Annotated in this window: 17 protein-coding genes and 1 tRNA gene; 16 read left to right on the forward strand and 2 right to left on the reverse strand. The window is 35.2% G+C overall.

The window, feature by feature from the left end; all coding sequences use genetic code 11:
- Window positions 1-73 precede the first annotated feature (73 nt).
- The 16 genes from purL (at window position 74) to IEV85_RS10830 (ending at window position 14,828) form a co-directional block, all read left to right on the forward strand.
- Entirely contained in the window at window positions 74-3,766 is a 3,693-nt protein-coding gene (gene purL, locus IEV85_RS10760) for a phosphoribosylformylglycinamidine synthase (RefSeq protein WP_188463139.1), read from the forward strand.
- Between the two features lie 706 nt (window positions 3,767-4,472).
- Complete coding sequence (locus IEV85_RS10765) at window positions 4,473-5,027, forward strand: DUF4136 domain-containing protein (RefSeq protein ID WP_188463141.1); 555 nt, start codon at window positions 4,473-4,475, stop codon at window positions 5,025-5,027.
- 292 nt (window positions 5,028-5,319) lie between these two features.
- Window positions 5,320-5,392: transfer RNA gene (locus tag IEV85_RS10770), tRNA-Gln, on the forward strand.
- A 67-nt stretch (window positions 5,393-5,459) separates the two neighbouring features.
- Entirely contained in the window at window positions 5,460-6,386 is a 927-nt protein-coding gene (locus IEV85_RS10775) for a ribose-phosphate pyrophosphokinase (RefSeq protein WP_188463143.1), read from the forward strand.
- Between the two features lie 35 nt (window positions 6,387-6,421).
- Window positions 6,422-7,036 (forward strand): 50S ribosomal protein L25/general stress protein Ctc, encoded by a 615-nt coding sequence (locus IEV85_RS10780; protein WP_188463145.1) that lies wholly within the window; start codon window positions 6,422-6,424, stop codon window positions 7,034-7,036.
- Between the two features lie 144 nt (window positions 7,037-7,180).
- Complete coding sequence (locus IEV85_RS10785) at window positions 7,181-8,095, forward strand: glutaminase (protein ID WP_188463147.1); 915 nt, start codon at window positions 7,181-7,183, stop codon at window positions 8,093-8,095.
- A gap of 242 nt (window positions 8,096-8,337) precedes the next feature.
- The gene (locus IEV85_RS10790) at window positions 8,338-8,796 is read left to right on the forward strand and encodes a cold-shock protein (protein ID WP_188463149.1); all 459 of its coding nucleotides are present in this window, start codon (window positions 8,338-8,340) and stop codon (window positions 8,794-8,796) included.
- Between the two features lie 271 nt (window positions 8,797-9,067).
- Window positions 9,068-9,202 carry a hypothetical protein gene (locus IEV85_RS25080; protein WP_262892144.1) on the forward strand — a complete coding sequence of 45 codons (135 nt, stop codon included), beginning with the start codon at window positions 9,068-9,070 and terminating at the stop codon, window positions 9,200-9,202.
- A 159-nt stretch (window positions 9,203-9,361) separates the two neighbouring features.
- The gene (locus IEV85_RS10795) at window positions 9,362-9,742 is read left to right on the forward strand and encodes a globin domain-containing protein (protein ID WP_188463151.1); all 381 of its coding nucleotides are present in this window, start codon (window positions 9,362-9,364) and stop codon (window positions 9,740-9,742) included.
- Window positions 9,743-9,962: 220 nt separating this feature from the next.
- The gene (locus IEV85_RS10800; RefSeq protein ID WP_188463153.1) at window positions 9,963-10,145 is read left to right on the forward strand and encodes a hypothetical protein; all 183 of its coding nucleotides are present in this window, start codon (window positions 9,963-9,965) and stop codon (window positions 10,143-10,145) included.
- A gap of 214 nt (window positions 10,146-10,359) precedes the next feature.
- Window positions 10,360-10,728 carry a YtxH domain-containing protein gene (locus IEV85_RS10805; protein WP_188463155.1) on the forward strand — a complete coding sequence of 123 codons (369 nt, stop codon included), beginning with the start codon at window positions 10,360-10,362 and terminating at the stop codon, window positions 10,726-10,728.
- A gap of 423 nt (window positions 10,729-11,151) precedes the next feature.
- Window positions 11,152-11,466 (forward strand): hypothetical protein, encoded by a 315-nt coding sequence (locus IEV85_RS10810; RefSeq protein WP_229712564.1) that lies wholly within the window; start codon window positions 11,152-11,154, stop codon window positions 11,464-11,466.
- A gap of 138 nt (window positions 11,467-11,604) precedes the next feature.
- The gene (locus IEV85_RS10815) at window positions 11,605-11,805 is read left to right on the forward strand and encodes a hypothetical protein (protein WP_188463157.1); all 201 of its coding nucleotides are present in this window, start codon (window positions 11,605-11,607) and stop codon (window positions 11,803-11,805) included.
- Between the two features lie 173 nt (window positions 11,806-11,978).
- Window positions 11,979-12,866 (forward strand): flotillin-like protein FloA, encoded by an 888-nt coding sequence (gene floA, locus IEV85_RS10820; RefSeq protein ID WP_188463159.1) that lies wholly within the window; start codon window positions 11,979-11,981, stop codon window positions 12,864-12,866.
- A gap of 384 nt (window positions 12,867-13,250) precedes the next feature.
- Window positions 13,251-13,928, forward strand: coding sequence for a DUF481 domain-containing protein (locus tag IEV85_RS10825; RefSeq protein WP_188463161.1), 678 nt, complete (start codon window positions 13,251-13,253; stop codon window positions 13,926-13,928).
- A 57-nt stretch (window positions 13,929-13,985) separates the two neighbouring features.
- Window positions 13,986-14,828, forward strand: a complete 843-nt coding sequence (locus tag IEV85_RS10830) for a metallophosphoesterase (protein WP_188463163.1) — start codon at window positions 13,986-13,988, stop codon at window positions 14,826-14,828.
- A 15-nt stretch (window positions 14,829-14,843) separates the two neighbouring features.
- On the opposite strand, the gene IEV85_RS10835 is transcribed toward IEV85_RS10830, so the two are convergent.
- Both IEV85_RS10835 and IEV85_RS10840 read right to left on the reverse strand, forming a co-directional pair.
- The gene (locus IEV85_RS10835) at window positions 14,844-15,557 is read right to left on the reverse strand and encodes a TVP38/TMEM64 family protein (protein ID WP_188463165.1); all 714 of its coding nucleotides are present in this window, start codon (window positions 15,555-15,557) and stop codon (window positions 14,844-14,846) included.
- Window positions 15,558-15,596: 39 nt separating this feature from the next.
- Window positions 15,597-16,106, reverse strand: coding sequence for a pyridoxamine 5'-phosphate oxidase family protein (locus tag IEV85_RS10840; RefSeq protein ID WP_188463167.1), 510 nt, complete (start codon window positions 16,104-16,106; stop codon window positions 15,597-15,599).
- Window positions 16,107-16,261: the final 155 nt, after the last annotated feature.

Raw genomic sequence — 16,261 nt, forward strand, 5'->3', positions numbered from 1 at the left:
CTTTGACTTAATAAATTATTTAGATTTTCTACCTTTGCCACTCGAAACAACTCCACTTATTATATAATACATCATGCTAAGTTTTTTTCAGGGAAAGTCTCATCAGATTTATGCCGTTGGCCATCAAAAAACATTTTCGACAGAAGATTTAGATAAACTTCTATGGCTTTTTAATGCGAAAGAGCAGGTCACACCTGAACTATTGAAAGAAGTTTATGTGGGGCCGAGAAAGGAAATGGTGAGTCCTTGGAGCACAAATGCTGTGGAAATTACTCAAACCATGGGTATTGATGGTATTTTTAGAATTGAAATATTTGAAAAGCTTTCCAGCCTATCTGATAGTATAGATCCTATGCTCCAGGCAAAGTATCAGGGACTCAGTGAGAAGATTTTCAACATTGATATTGATCCTGAAGACGTTTTGCTAGTTGATGATATTGCAGCTTACAATCAAAAAGAAGGCCTTGCCTTGAACGATGATGAGGTTGAATACCTAAAAAATGTAAGCAAAGAGCTCGGAAGAAAACTGACAGATAGCGAAGTGTTCGGATTTTCCCAGGTGAACTCAGAACACTGTCGACATAAGATTTTCAACGGAACATTTGTGATAGATGGCCAGGAAATGCCTTCTACCCTATTTCAACTTATCAAGAAGACCTCTAAAGAAAATCCTAATAGAATTATTTCTGCTTATAAGGACAATGTTGCTTACCTCAAAGGGCCCCGTGTACAGCAATTTGCTCCGTCAGATCAAACTAAAGCAGATTTCTTTGTTAAAAAAGAATTTAATGCCACTATTTCTTTAAAAGCAGAGACACATAATTTTCCTACCACTGTTGAACCATTTTATGGTGCAGCAACAGGATCAGGAGGAGAAATAAGAGACAGAATGGCCGGAGGAAAAGCAGGAATCCCTTTAGCAGGAACTGCTGTTTACATGACTTCCTACTCAAGGTTAAAAGAAAACAGGCCATGGGAGAATGGTATGAAAGAGCGAAAGTGGCTATATCAGTCGCCAATGGATATCCTCATCAAAGCCTCTAATGGTGCCTCTGATTTTGGGAATAAATTTGGGCAGCCTTTAATTGCCGGCTCCGTTCTTACTTTTGAGCATGAGCAAAATGGTAAAAAATATGGCTTTGATAAGGTTATCATGCAGGCAGGTGGTATTGGTTATGGCATATTAGAAGAAAGCCAGAAAGATAAACCTCAAAAGGGTGATAAAATCATAGTGATGGGGGGTGACAATTACCGCATAGGTATGGGAGGAAGTGCTGTTTCTTCTGTAGATACCGGCCAGTTTGAAAGCCAGATAGAACTCAATGCAGTACAAAGAGCTAATCCTGAAATGCAGAAAAGAGTGGCTAACGCTATAAGAGCAATGGCTGAATCAGGTAAAAACCCGATAATTTCAATACATGACCATGGCGCTGGTGGACATCTTAATTGTTTATCCGAATTAGTGGAAGATACTGGTGGTAAAATTGATTTGAAAAAACTTCCTGTAGGAGATTCCACATTATCTGCCAAAGAAATCATAGGAAATGAATCCCAGGAAAGAATGGGATTGGTGATAAAGGAAAAAGACCTGCATATTCTTGAGAAAGTATCTAAAAGAGAGCGAGCCCCTTTCTATGTAGTAGGAGAAATTACAGGAGATCAGCATTTTAGCTTCGAAAATACTGAGGGAAAGAAAAACCCTGTAGACTGGCCATTAGCTTCCATGTTTGGAAACTCCCCAAAAACCTTATTGACAGATAGCAGAAGGCAGGAAAAATTTTCTGAAATACATTATACTTCAAGTAAAATAGAAGAGTACTTAAAAGAAGTACTGAAGTTAGAGTCTGTGGCCTGTAAAGATTGGCTTACCAATAAAGTGGACCGATGTGTTACCGGTAGAGTTGCCAAACAACAAACTACTGGACCTATTCAATTGCCTCTTAACAATGTTGCAGTGATGGCGCTTGATTTCCAGGGTGAAAAAGGTATTGCCACCTCTATAGGACACTCTCCGGTTAGTGCATTGGTAAATCCTACTGCTGGCTCTCAATTGGCAATAGCAGAAGCATTAACCAATATAATTTGGGCTCCTATTGAAGAAGGCTTGAAAGGTATTTCTTTAAGCGCTAACTGGATGTGGCCTGCGAAAAATGAGGGAGAAAATGCAAGGCTATACGAAGCAGTGGAGGCTGTAAGCAACTTTGCCATTGCTCTTGGAATTAATATTCCAACAGGAAAAGATTCATTATCTATGGTGCAAAAATATCCCGATGGGGAGAAGGTATACGCCCCGGGAACTGTGATTATATCTGCCGGTGGTGAAGTATCAGACATTAAAAAAGTAATCAGCCCTGCTTTAAAACCTGTGAATGATAGCAGGATTCTTTACATCAACCTTCTTAAAGACAGCTATGAGCTCGGTGGAAGTGCTTTTGCTCAAGTAAGGAATGAACTGGGGGCAAAAACTTCTCAAGCCAAAGATGTTACTCATTTTAAGAAAGCTTTCGAAGTTATTCAACAGTTTGTTCAGGATCAAAGAATACTGGCCGGACATGATATTGGCTCAGGTGGTTTAATTACCTCCCTGTTGGAAATGTGTTTTCCTCATAATAATTGGGGAATGGATTTAAACTTAGTCTCTATTCCTGAAGAAGATTTAGTAAAAGTACTATTCAGCGAACAACCTGGCCTGTTGCTTCAGGTAAATGATCTTTCAGTTCTGGAAGAGCTAAAAACCAATGATATTCAGTTTTATGATCTTGGTAAAATACATCAACAAGATACTTTAACTATTCAAAAAAACACCACTAACTTAGTGCTTTCTATTCCACAACTGCGAGATGAGTGGTATGAAACCTCCTTTTTGTTGGATAGCAAACAGAGTGGCGCAGAGCTTGCACAACAGAGGTTCGATAATTACAAATCACAGGAGCTTAAGTTTGATTTCCCTCAACATTTTAAAGGCACCTGGGAATCTTTAGGTTTAGACAAAAACCGTACAACAGCTTCCGGAGTAAAAGCCGCTATTATCCGTGAAAAAGGTGTAAACAGCGACAGAGAGATGGCTTATATGATGTATATGGCTGGTTTCGATGTGAAAGACATTCACATGACTGACCTGATGAGTGGTGAAGAAGACCTTACTGATGTGAATTTCATTGTTTTTACCGGAGGTTTCTCTAATTCAGATGTGCTCGGTTCTGCAAAGGGCTGGGCTGGTGCTTTCAAATACAACGAAAATGCTAAATCTGCCCTCGATAATTTTTACAAAAGAAAAGATACACTAAGTCTTGGAGTGTGCAATGGCTGTCAATTAATGATAGCATTGGATCTTGTTTATCCTGAGCACAAGCAAAAAATTACAATGGAACACAACAGCTCTCATAAATTTGAATGTGGCTTTGTGAACGTTGATGTGCCTAAAAATAATTCAGTGATGCTATCTTCTCTGGAAGGCAGTAGAATGGGTATTTGGATAGCACATGGTGAAGGTCGCTTTGTAATGCCGGAAAAAGAGTCTGCTTACCATATTGCTGCTAAGTATTCTTACACAGCTTATCCTGCAAGCCCGAATGGCTCTTCATTTAACACCGCTGCTGTTTGCTCGGAAGACGGCAGACATTTAGCAATAATGCCACACCTGGAAAGGAGTATATTCCCTTGGAACTGGGCTCACTATCCTGAAGACAGGCTTGAAGATGAATTATCCCCTTGGGTAGAAGCTTTGGTTAATGCTTTTAACTGGGTGAAAAAACATCAAAAATAGCATGCAAAATATATAACTTCATTTCTCAGTGTAATTAAAAATATAAACCACCTACAGCCATGGTTAATTTTTTTAATTGCACTGACCCTATCTGTAATACTATTCTTTCTTGTAGTGTAAATAGAAATCTTTCCGGAGGATATAATTGTGATTCTGATTTTGCCGATTACAATTCCTTAACCTAATTCAACAGCATATAAACTTGCTTGTCCTTAAGAAATGAACTTGAATGATTAGGGTGTCTTTATGATCCTAAACCAAGCTTCTATATTGTGTTTCATGAAATTCCGAAATAGCTGAATTAGGTTGCCTACGAACAAACAGAATCCCATTCTCTTTTGCCAAAGGGATAATGTAGAAAGGCATTCAATAAGAATAGACAAGGGAAAAATAGTTGATCTAAACAAATGGACCTTTCTTCATAAATTTTACTGATGGCAGGAACAATGATGTTATTTGGCTGGGCTTTACTACTGATTTATACACCAAAAAATCTTTAAAGGCCCACATTACAGTAATCAGCATTTTAAATAATTATCCATATAAACCCACATCAAAATAAAAAATCCGTACTTTAATAAACCTGCGTATTATATATATGAAAATTTACAGACATTAATATTTAACTCTTGTGAATTTTCTAAATTTTAATATAATCTATGTTTTAGTAACATTTAATCAAAATGATTGTTAAATTTAAATGACTATGACAAAATATCTTACATTCGCAACCATAACCATTCTCCTTAGCTCTTGCTATCTAACCAGAGAATATCCAGTTGAATACGATTACAAATTTCTGGGAGAATTTGAAAAGTATGAATCATTTAGTTTTGTAAATGCCGAAAACATTTTTGACACTGCAACAGATGAGCTGATTAAAAGCACCATCAGGAATCATCTGGAACTATTAGGCTATACATATGAACCCAATAGCTCAAAGTTTCTGGTCAATTATTTCTATTTTAATGACAGCCTTAATTACAAGGGATACAAGCAGCCAGAAATGGCTACATTTATTAAGTTGAAAAATAAAGAAGAAAAACAAAAGGAGGAATATAAAAAGCAGGAATTCCCTATCAGTGACGGTACCTTTGTAATTAATTTTACTGACAAAGAAGATTACTCTATGATCTGGCAAGGTTATACTACCGACTTGTATAAAGACAGAATTTTTGAGGATCCCAGAAAAACCAGAATTGCTGTAATCAGTATTCTCAAAGAATATAGTTATCTTCCTGAAAGAAAAAACTACAAGTAATACACTAATAACTTTTTCAACTAAATCATTGCATCAATTGAGATGTTCTGCACCTTCTATTGAAGGGCAGTGAAATTCTTTTTTTATAAAAGTGGGGCGCTGTATTTTAAAAAGGAACTTATTTGAAGATTTTTCTTATTTTTTTTCTTGAAGATATATCTCTAAAAACAAGCCAGTTAGCGTTTGATCCAAAAAAAAGAAGAAAAAAAGATCAATTATTTTTCGTTCAATGTTTGCACAAAATAAATTCGTTATTACCTTTGTGTTCTCTTAGCAATAAGGGGATCAAGATTGCCCGATGGTGTAATTGGCAACACGTCTGTTTTTGGTACAGAAGAGTCTAGGTTCGAGACCTAGTCGGGCAACAATAAAGCCCGTTTCAAGAGATTGGAACGGGACTTTTTTTTAAAGTGCTTTAACTTCTAAAAAATCATGTCCTCTGTAAAAATATTCTCCGGCTCGTCATCCAAATACTTATCTGAGAAAATAGCTTCAAGCTATGGCAAGCCACTAGGAGGAATTGAATTACAAAAATTTAGTGACGGAGAACTTTCACCTTACTTCACTGAATCAATCAGAGGCCATCATGTTTTCATCATTCAGTCTACCTTCCCTCCTGCTGACAATATCATGGAATTGCTTCTTATGATTGATGCGGCAAAAAGGGCAAGTGCAGAAAAAGTAACGGTAGTAATGCCTTACTTTGGTTATGCTCGACAGGATAGAAAAGATAAACCCAGAGTTGCCATAGGTGCAAAAGTAATGGCTAACATTATTGAAGCGGCCGGAGCTGATAGAGTGGTAACATGCGATTTACATGCAGGACAAATTCAAGGCTTTTTTAACATCCCTGTGGATCACATGGATGCTTCAGCTATATTTGTTCCTTATCTAAAAGAAAGTATATCTGACGGTACTGTTTTTGCTTCTCCGGATGTTGGAGGTACAGCAAGAGCAAGAAGATATGCCAAGCACTTTCAGGTGGACATGGTAGTATGTGATAAACACCGAAAGAAGGCCAATGAAATTGCCTCTATGCAGGTAATTGGAGAAGTAGAAGGAAAAGACGTAATTCTTTTTGATGATTTGATAGACACTGCAGGAACCTTATGTACAGCTGCTGATATTCTGAAAGAAAAAGGAGCTAAATCTGTAAGGGCCGTTATTACGCATCCTGTATTATCAGGTAATGCTTATAATAACATCAGCAATTCTGCTTTGGATGAACTGATTACAACTGATACTTTACCTCTGAAAGAAAAGCTGGAGAAAATTAAAGTATTAACAGTAGCAGATATGTTTGCTAAAGCTATCAGAAAAATACACGATCACGAATCGATCAGTGCATTATTTATTTAATTAAGCATATTCACTTTTAACAATTAATATATATTATGAAAACAGTTGAGATTATAGGGTATAAAAGAGCAAATCTTGGCAAAAAAGAGGCGAAAAGATTAAGAGCAGAAGCGATGGTTCCTGCAGTAATTTATGGTGGTGAAAAACAAGTTCACTTCTATGCGCCAATGATTCTTTTTCGTCCGTTAGTTTATACAGCAGAAGCACACTTTGTAAACCTTAACATTGAAGGTGAGGAATACAAAGCAATTTTACAGGATATTTCTTTTCACCCTGTAAACGAATTGATCCTTCATGCTGATTTCCTTGAATTACACAAAGGAAAAGCAATTAAAATGAATATCCCAGTTCATTTAACTGGTACTGCACCAGGTGTAACAAAAGGGGGAACTTTAATTCACAAAAGAAGATCACTTACATTGAAGGCTTTACCAAAAGATATGCCTGAGTTTGTAGAGGTAGATATTTCTCACTTGGATTTTGGTAAAGCAGTTAAAGTTGAAACTGTAAAGCTTGACAATATTGAAGTATTAGACACTCCTGCAGCTTCTATTGCAGTAGTTGAAATACCAAGAGCATTGAGAGGTAAAACAGCAGCAGACGCTGGCGATGCTGAAGGAGAAGATGCTGAAGCGGAAGCTACTGAATAATCCCGGTTTAATAATGAGTTACAAAATCCTGCATTTTAAGTGCAGGATTTTTTTTGTCCATACTTTTTTAGAGATGCACATATTTAATAAAAAAGCTCATTAAATATGATGTAACCAAATTGACTATATTCGTACAATCACTAAATGAACTATACCTCAATATTTGAAAAAATATTCAAAGAGCTGGAAAAAACACCAGCTACAGGAAAAGTAGCTGATTATATTCCTGAACTTGCCAAGGTTGATCCTGAGAAGTTTGGTGTTCACCTTACTACAATTGATGACCAGCATGCTTCTTTTGGTGACTCAAACGAGAAGTTCTCAATCCAAAGTATAGCAAAAGTTCTTTCTCTCACATTGGCTTATAAGTGGGAAGACGAGAAACTGTGGCATCGTGTTGGCGTAGAACCCTCAGGCACGCCTTTCAACTCGCTTTTACAGCTTGAACATGAGAAAGGCATTCCAAGAAACCCAATGATCAATTCCGGTGCACTAGTCGTTTGTGATATCCTTACAAGCCATATGGAGAATCCTAAAGAAGAATTTCTGCACTTTGTAAGAAAAGTATCAGGTAATGCATCTTTACAATATTCTTCCACCATTGCTGAATCAGAAAAAACGATGAGCTACATTAATACAGCATTGATCAATCTGATGAAGTATTTTAATAATATTAATAATGATATAGATGAGGTAATGGATTTTTACTTCAACTTATGTTCAATAGAAATGACGTGTAAAGAATTGGCTCATACTTTTCTTTACCTGGCTAACTACGGTGTAAATCCCTATTCAAAAGAAAGAATCATAACAGCCAGCAAAACAAAGCGGATTAATGCAATTATGCAATTATGTGGTTTTTACGATCAGGCAGGAGATTTTTCTTTTAAAATAGGCTTGCCAGGTAAAAGCGGTGTAGGCGGTGGAATTGTAGCAGTTCATCCTGGTAAGTACGCTCTCTCAGTTTGGAGCCCCAGGTTAAATACAAATGGAAATTCAAACCTTGGTATGAAATTTTTAGAAAGATTTACTACGGAAACGGAGTACTCAATCTTCTGAATACCTGCCTGGAAGCAATTAGCTTAGGCATTTTGAAAATGCTGAAGCTGCTTAAATCTCCTAAAAACCCTTTTACCTGATAACTAATTACAAATTGATAGAATGAGCATGATAGAAAGTAATTAGTTTTTCCTTACCTTTGTTTAGTAAAAGAACTGAAACGCAGTTTATTCTGTTGCTTACCTGAGTTACCTGAACGCAATTTCAGTACTTTTAAATATTTTAATCATTTAAATCACATTATGGGTAGATCACAAGAGACATTTAATAAAAAAGAAAAAGAGAAGAAAAAGCTAAGAAAAAAGCAGGACAAGGAACAGAAAAAAGAAGAGCGAAAAGCGAATTCCGATAAAGGAAAAGGCATGGAAGAAATGATGGCCTATGTAGATGAGTATGGAAATATTACGGATACTCCGCCAGATCCCACCAGAAAAAAGAAGAATATCAAAGCCGAAGATATTCAAATAGGAGTAGCCAAACAAGAGGCTCCAGATCCGGAAGATGCCATCAGAAAAGGAACAATAACATTTTTCAATGAATCAAAAGGTTACGGATTTATAAAAGACCACGAATCTCAAGATAGTGTCTTCGTTCACGTGAATGGCCTTATAGATAATGTTCATGAAAACGATAAAGTTACTTTTGAAACAGAAATGGGGCAGAAAGGATTAAATGCCATTAAAGTGAAATTAATTAGCTAGTATAATTTGAATCTCCTATACTAGCCTAAAAAGGGGTAGCTAAAAAATGAAGTTTGGAAATAATCCGGGCTTTTTTTTTGCCCTTTTTTATTTACCTTTTAAAACCATTACACTAACATCAACTCACATAATATTCCCCTTTTTACCGATTACCTATCCTTAAAATCTGTAAATAAAAAAAAATATCGTGTAACACTCTCTCCTATTATTATCTCCAACTTTGAGTATAATAAACATTATCAACCGGACTCAGGTCCTAAACTTACTAACTATGAAAGAGAGAATTCCATACGGAGAAGAAAAGACAGATTTTAGTAATAGCTGGAATGTACCTTCAGCTGCTCCGAAAAGCGAAGATGACAGACCTAAAAGAAGAAATGCCAGAGGCAGAAGAAAAAGGTCATAACATTAAACCCAAATTTTGCTATTTAAGAGTAGGATTCCCTTAAATAGCAAAATTTTATCTCCCTTCTCATTAATTCCTTCCAGAAAAATCATTTACATAATTAGGAAGACGATTATTCTTAGAATAATTTTGTTCTACGAATCAGATTGGAAATTTAAAGTGAGTAAAAAGGAAATCCTTACTATTGAAGATATAGAGTTTTTAGTGAACAGCTTTTATGGCAAAGTAAGAGAGGATGAGATACTCTCCCCCATCTTCAATGATAAAATTGGCAATCGCTGGCCTGAGCATTTGGAAAAAATGTACAGCTTCTGGCAAACAGTTTTGCTTCAGGAAAATACTTATCACGGAAGGCCATTTGCCCCACATGCTAAGCTACTTATTGACGACAAGCATTTTAATAGATGGTTAAAATTGTTCTATACAGTTATAGATGAAAATTTCATTGGGGACAAAGCACAAGAAGCTAAATGGAGAGCTAATAAAATGGCAGAAATGTTTCATCATAAGATCAATTACCTGCGAAATAATTCATTTTGACAGCCCATCCAATATTTTAACAAAAAACCATTTATCGAAAGTTAATTACAATTTATCGATATTATTATCCATTTCGTCTATCTGAAAATTGGTGAATTATACAATAATTGCTTAAAAAATTGTAACAATTTGCTGCAAACATTACCTGACCTTTACTCATTATCCGGAAATCCAGAGCGATTTGAATGGATAGCTAATTTTAAATATAAATTTAGTGATTATGAAAGCCAGGTACAAAAAAGGAGAAATAGTTTGCGACAGAAGCCGCCCTACTCAGAAGCTTTTTATTAGTAAATGCGTTACCGGAATCTACTATTGTAAGGTAGAGGAAGATGTGAAAAGAAAGGAATTAGTGTATTTAGAAAGGGATATTATTCCTTTTCGTGAAACTGCAAAATTATGATAATATCATAGACTTACAGAATAATACCGTTCAATTCAAAACATATTCTTATTAGACGAGTAATACTATAGTAGGTGATTACTAATTCACTTAATACATAAGTAGTCACAGTTACAATCAGTGTTGATCCTTCTCACTACTTAAAATAGTTGAGATTATACATTTTAATTATTATTATTTTAATGTAAATGAATTAAACTAAAAAAATAGAAATATGAAAAATCTTAATAATAGTGAAAATTTATTAGTAGGAATTGCAATCGGGGCGCTTTCAGGAGCTGCTTTAGGCGTACTTTTTGCCCCTTCTGAAGGTAGGAAAACCAGGAAAAAAATAGCTAAAGATGTTAATAGTTTTAGCAGCAATATAATTGATAAGGTTAATTCAGAAGCTGAAAATTTAAAAACCAAAGCGAACAACTTTCTAAATGCTTCAGAAAAGGAAGCGAAGGATGTAAAAAATACTGCTGAGAAAAAAGTAAACGAAACAAGCAAAACTGCCAGTAAAGCCAAAAAAGATGCTAAGGAAGAAATAAAAGAAACAGCAGAAATAGCTGCAAAAGCAAACAAAAGAGGCGATTCGTAAAGCATTCAAATTTTAGAAAAGAGGTTATTGGTCTCCGGTAGCTTCTTTTTTATTTTTCCACCCTACCTAAGCTAATAAATATCCTCATATCAAAAGTAGAAATACTAATTCCTCAAATCTTGGGAAGACAACATTCTTAGCTTCGTTTCCGCTTTTTCCGCAAGAAAAATAAATACTCTAATTATAAATAACTCGAGGTTAATTAAAAGTTTGAGTAATATAAGATAATCAGTACTTTTAAATGAGTTTTAAAACACTACCATTAAACTACATAAAGTAAACGATTAACAAAATTCAAGTTTCATAAATAGCCATAAATGTACTTTTTAAGCCATTTAAGATATTTTATGGCATAATTATAAACCTTTTTAGCTTCTTAGCCCGTACTAATAAGTAGATTTTTTAAACATAAAAAGAAACACTATGAAAAAGCAAACATTAGGAATAGTTGTTGGTCTATTTTTATTTATTACCCTACCCCTTCAATCATCAGCTGAAACTACTACAGATAAAATTGATGACGAAAAGAAGATAGAATCAGCAGAAGTAAAGTTACTCCTTACCCGTCTGGACGAGATTCGCAATATGGACAAATCCGACATGAGTTCTTCAGAGAAAAAAGAACTAAGAAAGGAAGTTCGATCAATAAAGCGTGAATTAAAAGCTGCTGGTGGAGGTATTTATCTTTCTGCAGGAGCCCTAATCATTATAGTATTACTATTAATTATATTGCTATAATCTCAGAACAAACTACTGTTAACAAATTGTAGCACTCCGGCATTATTAAAAGTACTTACAATCTTGTACAATATTAATTATGCGGATTTTATAACTAACCTCATTAAAATGAGGAAACACTAAAAACCAATACAAAACATGAAAACAGCAGGTATAGTTTTACTTATACTAGGCTTAATAGGTACCGTTATATTTGGTATACAAGCCATTCAAGATTCAGAAAGCTTCAGTTTTTTAGGAATGGACATAGCCGTGAGTTCAGCTAACTGGACACCCTTAATTATCAGCGGAATAATACTAGTAATAGGTATTGTAATGACTTCCAGAGGTAAAAAATAGAGTAAGCCTTATTCAATAATAAAAGGAGAGTAATCTAAAAAATTATTCTCCTTTTTTTGTACGCTTTATTTCTCCCTTTATATATTTCATAAAATATTAAATTATTACAACTAGGATAGTAATTAGCCAATAAACTTTCTTACATTCGCTGGTCATATATACTGCTTTAAACAATGGCTTTAACCACCATCATATTCATAGTAGCCATTGTAGTGGTGCTTTGGATACTATTTGTAATATTTCCCATTAATCTTTGGATCACTGCAATCTTTTCCGGTGTAAAAATAAACCTAATGGATCTGGTATTTATGCGTTTCAGAAAAGTACCACCGGGATTAATTGCCCGTTCTATGATTATTGCTACAAAAGCTGGGCTTCCTTCCATCAGTACAAGCCAAATGGAAACGCACTACCTTGCTAATGGTAACCTACAAAATGTTATTAAAGCACTGATAGTTGCTGATAAAGCAAATCTAAAACTGAGCTTTCAGCAAGCTACTGCCATTGATCTGGCCGGCCGAGATGTATTACAGGCAGTTCAGGTTTCTGTAACTCCTTATATGATTATTGTTCCAGCAATTATGGGTGTCTCTTTAGATGGTATTCAACTAATAGCCATTGCCAGAGTTACTGTTAGAACCAATTTGCAAAGATTAGTGGGTGGCGCCGGAGAAGAAACGATTAAAGCACGAGTGGGACAAGGAATTATCTCCTGCATAGGAACCGCAAAGAGTTATTACGAAGTGTTGGAAAACCCTGAAAATATTTCCAAAAAAGTGCTGGCTGATGGATTGGACTCAGGAACAGCATTTGAAATATTATCAATTGATATAGCAGATATAGACATAGGAATAAACATTGGAGCCACTTTGCAGATAGATCAGGCTACTGCCGATTTGAGTATTGCTAAAGCGAAAGCAGAAGAGAAGCGTGCTATGGCAGTTGCATCTGAACAGGAAATGATGGCCAGAATTCAGAAAGCTAAAGCCAGCTTTATACGTGCTGAATCTGAAATACCTATTGCTTTATCTGGAGCCTTTAAATCCGGACGGTTTTATTGATTCTTCTATTATCTACAAGCACGGTGTTTTTTACTAATTATATTCTACTTTCTTTAAATTTAGCATAGTATATATTTATACCTGCAACAGAGTCAATAATACTTCGTTGCAAAAGTAGTATATTTATCCTACATAAAACGATCAGGAAAATCATCTGTTTATTAGCAGATAAACTGGAAGTGATAAATGCAACTACTCTTTATGAATAAAAAAATTACTAAGAACCGCTTTAATTATAATCTAAAAAAAATCTATACATCTACAGCATGTTGTCCGCTTGTGTTAACTATTCTTTTATCCCTTCTATCCTTAAATACAACTAAAGCCCAAATCTTAAACATTGAAAGGTTAAGACTGAAAAGAGATACAATCACAGACTTTAAAATGAAATTATCTGCAGAATTAACTGCGTATAATAGAAGCGCTGAAGCAGATAACCCTGCTAACTATTTGGGATATAGCTTGAATTTCAATTCACTTTATTACCCAAATCAACATGCTTACACTCTTTTAGGACAGTTTGACTATGTAAAATTAAATGATGCTAATGTGGTCAATTATGGATATTTACATACAAGAGTTAATTTTCTAAGAAAGAGGGTGCTTAGCTATGAAATTTTCTTTCAGTATTCATACGATGATTTTAGGGGGCTAAACCCTCGTTGGCTTACAGGTGCTGATGTTAGGATAAGACTATTTGAAGGAGAAAAGACCTCCGTAGTTATAAGCACAGGTATAATGCATGAGTACGAGAAATGGCGAGTTCCAGTCTCTGAGCGGGAAGTAGAAGCAAACTTCATTAAAAGCACTAACTATCTCTCCATAAGACATACTTTCAATGAATTGATAGATTTTAACATGATTGGGTACTACCAAACCGGCTACGATAAGGAAGTTGATTTATTTAGGAATAGGCTAAGTAGTTCCATAATACTCAACTCCAAGCTAACTCAATCGCTATCATGGAAAAATAGCTTTGACATTAGCTATGAAGATGAGCCTATAGTACCAATTACTAAATTAATTTATACCTTTAAAACCGGTATTTCTTTAGATATATAAAAAATCCTAATCTCAGAAAATAATTCCCTATAAGTTACCAGTTTATTATTTTGAAAAATGAACAGAAGAAGGTTTTTAAAGACCACTGCTATATTAAGCTCTATAGGCGCTGTTTCAGGAGTATATGCATGGCAAATTGAACCATTTTGGTTAGAGTTCACACATGTTAAAATGCCTATAAAGAACCTTCCCTCCCACCTTGAGGGAAAAACACTTATGCAAATAAGTGATATTCATGTAGGTGACTATTTTGACTATCATTTCATCATAGAATCTTTTAAAAAAGCACAAAACTTTCAACCGGACATAGTGGTGTATACTGGTGACTATATCAGCTATGAGTCGCCCAAGCAGTTTGACCAGCTACAGGAGGTACTCAACTTCGCAGTTAAAGGTAAATTAGGAACAGTTGGCATTTTAGGAAACCATGATTATGGTATAAATTGGAAAGAAAATATAGTAGCAGAAAAAACATTTAACCTTTTAGAAGGTGCCGGAATCACTCTTTTAAGAAATGAAGAAACAGATGTATCAGGTTTAAACATTATTGGATTTGATGATGTATGGGCCACAAATTTTCATCCTGAAAAGGTAATGAGAGATTACAATCCAAACAAAGCAAATATAGTTTTATGCCATAACCCAGATGTTTGCGATCTTCCTGTGTGGAATGGTTATACAGGTTGGATTCTTTCTGGCCATACACATGGTGGACAAATTAAACCACCATTTCTTCCGCCACCCATATTACCAGTAAAAAATAAAAGATACTCTGCAGGAAAAATAGAATTAGATGACGGCAGAATGTTGTACATTAATCGGGCACTGGGCCATAAGTGGCAGATAAGATTTAATGTAAGACCGGAAATAACTATTTTTAATTTAGAAAAAAGTATTTAGAGAGATAAAAACAACTTAGGCTTCCTTCTGTTTATTATTTTTCTTATCCCACCAAACATATGCTATGAAAAGTACAATACTAACAACAGATCCCCAAATTAAACCATTCTGTAATCTATCGTTGTTTTCTCCAAGAAAAGCTATCAATATAGTTAAAGGAGCAATACCCAGTAAAGTAGCCCCTATAAATCTCCAATAACCCATTCTTAATATTCCGCCCACAAAACTTATTGCATCATTAGATAAAAAAGGTGAGAGACGGGTAACTATTACTGCCCAAAAGCCATAGTTATCTATAAATCGCTCTATCTTCCTTTCGGATTTATCTCCCAGTATTTTCTTAACAGCAGAGGTTCCTAGTAAGGCTCCAATTGCATACCCCACACTGGAAGCACTAAATATTGCTACAAAGATAATAAGTGAGCCCCAATATGGACCATAAGCTAAAATAGTTGCCACCATTAAAAATGGTGATGGAATGATTATTAAAAACATCTGAGCAATCATAGCAACCACAATAATGATTGGTCCCCAAAACCCAAACTGGTTTACCCATTGCTTAGTTCTCTCCTCATCCTGACTCGTTAAAACATCCCATGCATTGTTAAGTCCTTCTTTTACTTCAGGTACAAAAAAGTAGGTTAAAATCAAGCCTACTATAATTGTTATAGAAATTATTAAAGGAAGTTTACTTTTTTTAGTTGAAGCTTGCTCTTCTGCTAATGACATAAATGTAGTTTAAAACGGAAATCCAATCCTTCTTACATATTAAAACTTAATATTTCCATGGGCATCTTTATCAGTTGAGTACTGTTTACCAGTAATGGCAGCTTTAGCTATCTTGAAAAACACCACCATTTTGCTATCATTGCTGTCCCAGTATTCCGCCTGATGAGGAGTAACCTTAATAAGTGTCATGTCAGGATCATCAAGGCCCTTAGGGAACCAGGCTTTCAGAAGGTCATTCCAGAGTTCTTTCTCTTTTTGCTTATCATCCACTACTAAAGCTTTTCCATTAATGCTGGCATAAGTGTTATCAGAGGGTTTACTATAGCTTAAGCAAAGTCCATGTTCGCTTTCAATCTGTTTAATTTTATCAGAGTTATCATTGGTAAAGAACCAGATAGTACCATCATCATCCACACCAGCGGTTCCCATAGGCCTGCTTTCTATATGACCATGCTGCCCGAAGGTACACATCATAGCTATGTTCACATCTTTTACAATAGCCTTCAGTTTATTAATGGCTTCTTTTCCACTTAAATTTTGATCTTCCATATATTAAAAAGTATAATAGATTTATGTTCTTTAAATCCGATTAAAAAATATCTATATACTTTCACGGAAAGCAATCTGGCAAGTTCCTGTTATGCGCAGAAGAATTTAGGTATTCTGAACACTACAACAGAATTGTTTCTTTGAGAGAAGAAATT

The organism is Marivirga lumbricoides (assembly GCF_014636295.1).
Taxonomy (GTDB): domain Bacteria; phylum Bacteroidota; class Bacteroidia; order Cytophagales; family Cyclobacteriaceae; genus Marivirga; species Marivirga lumbricoides.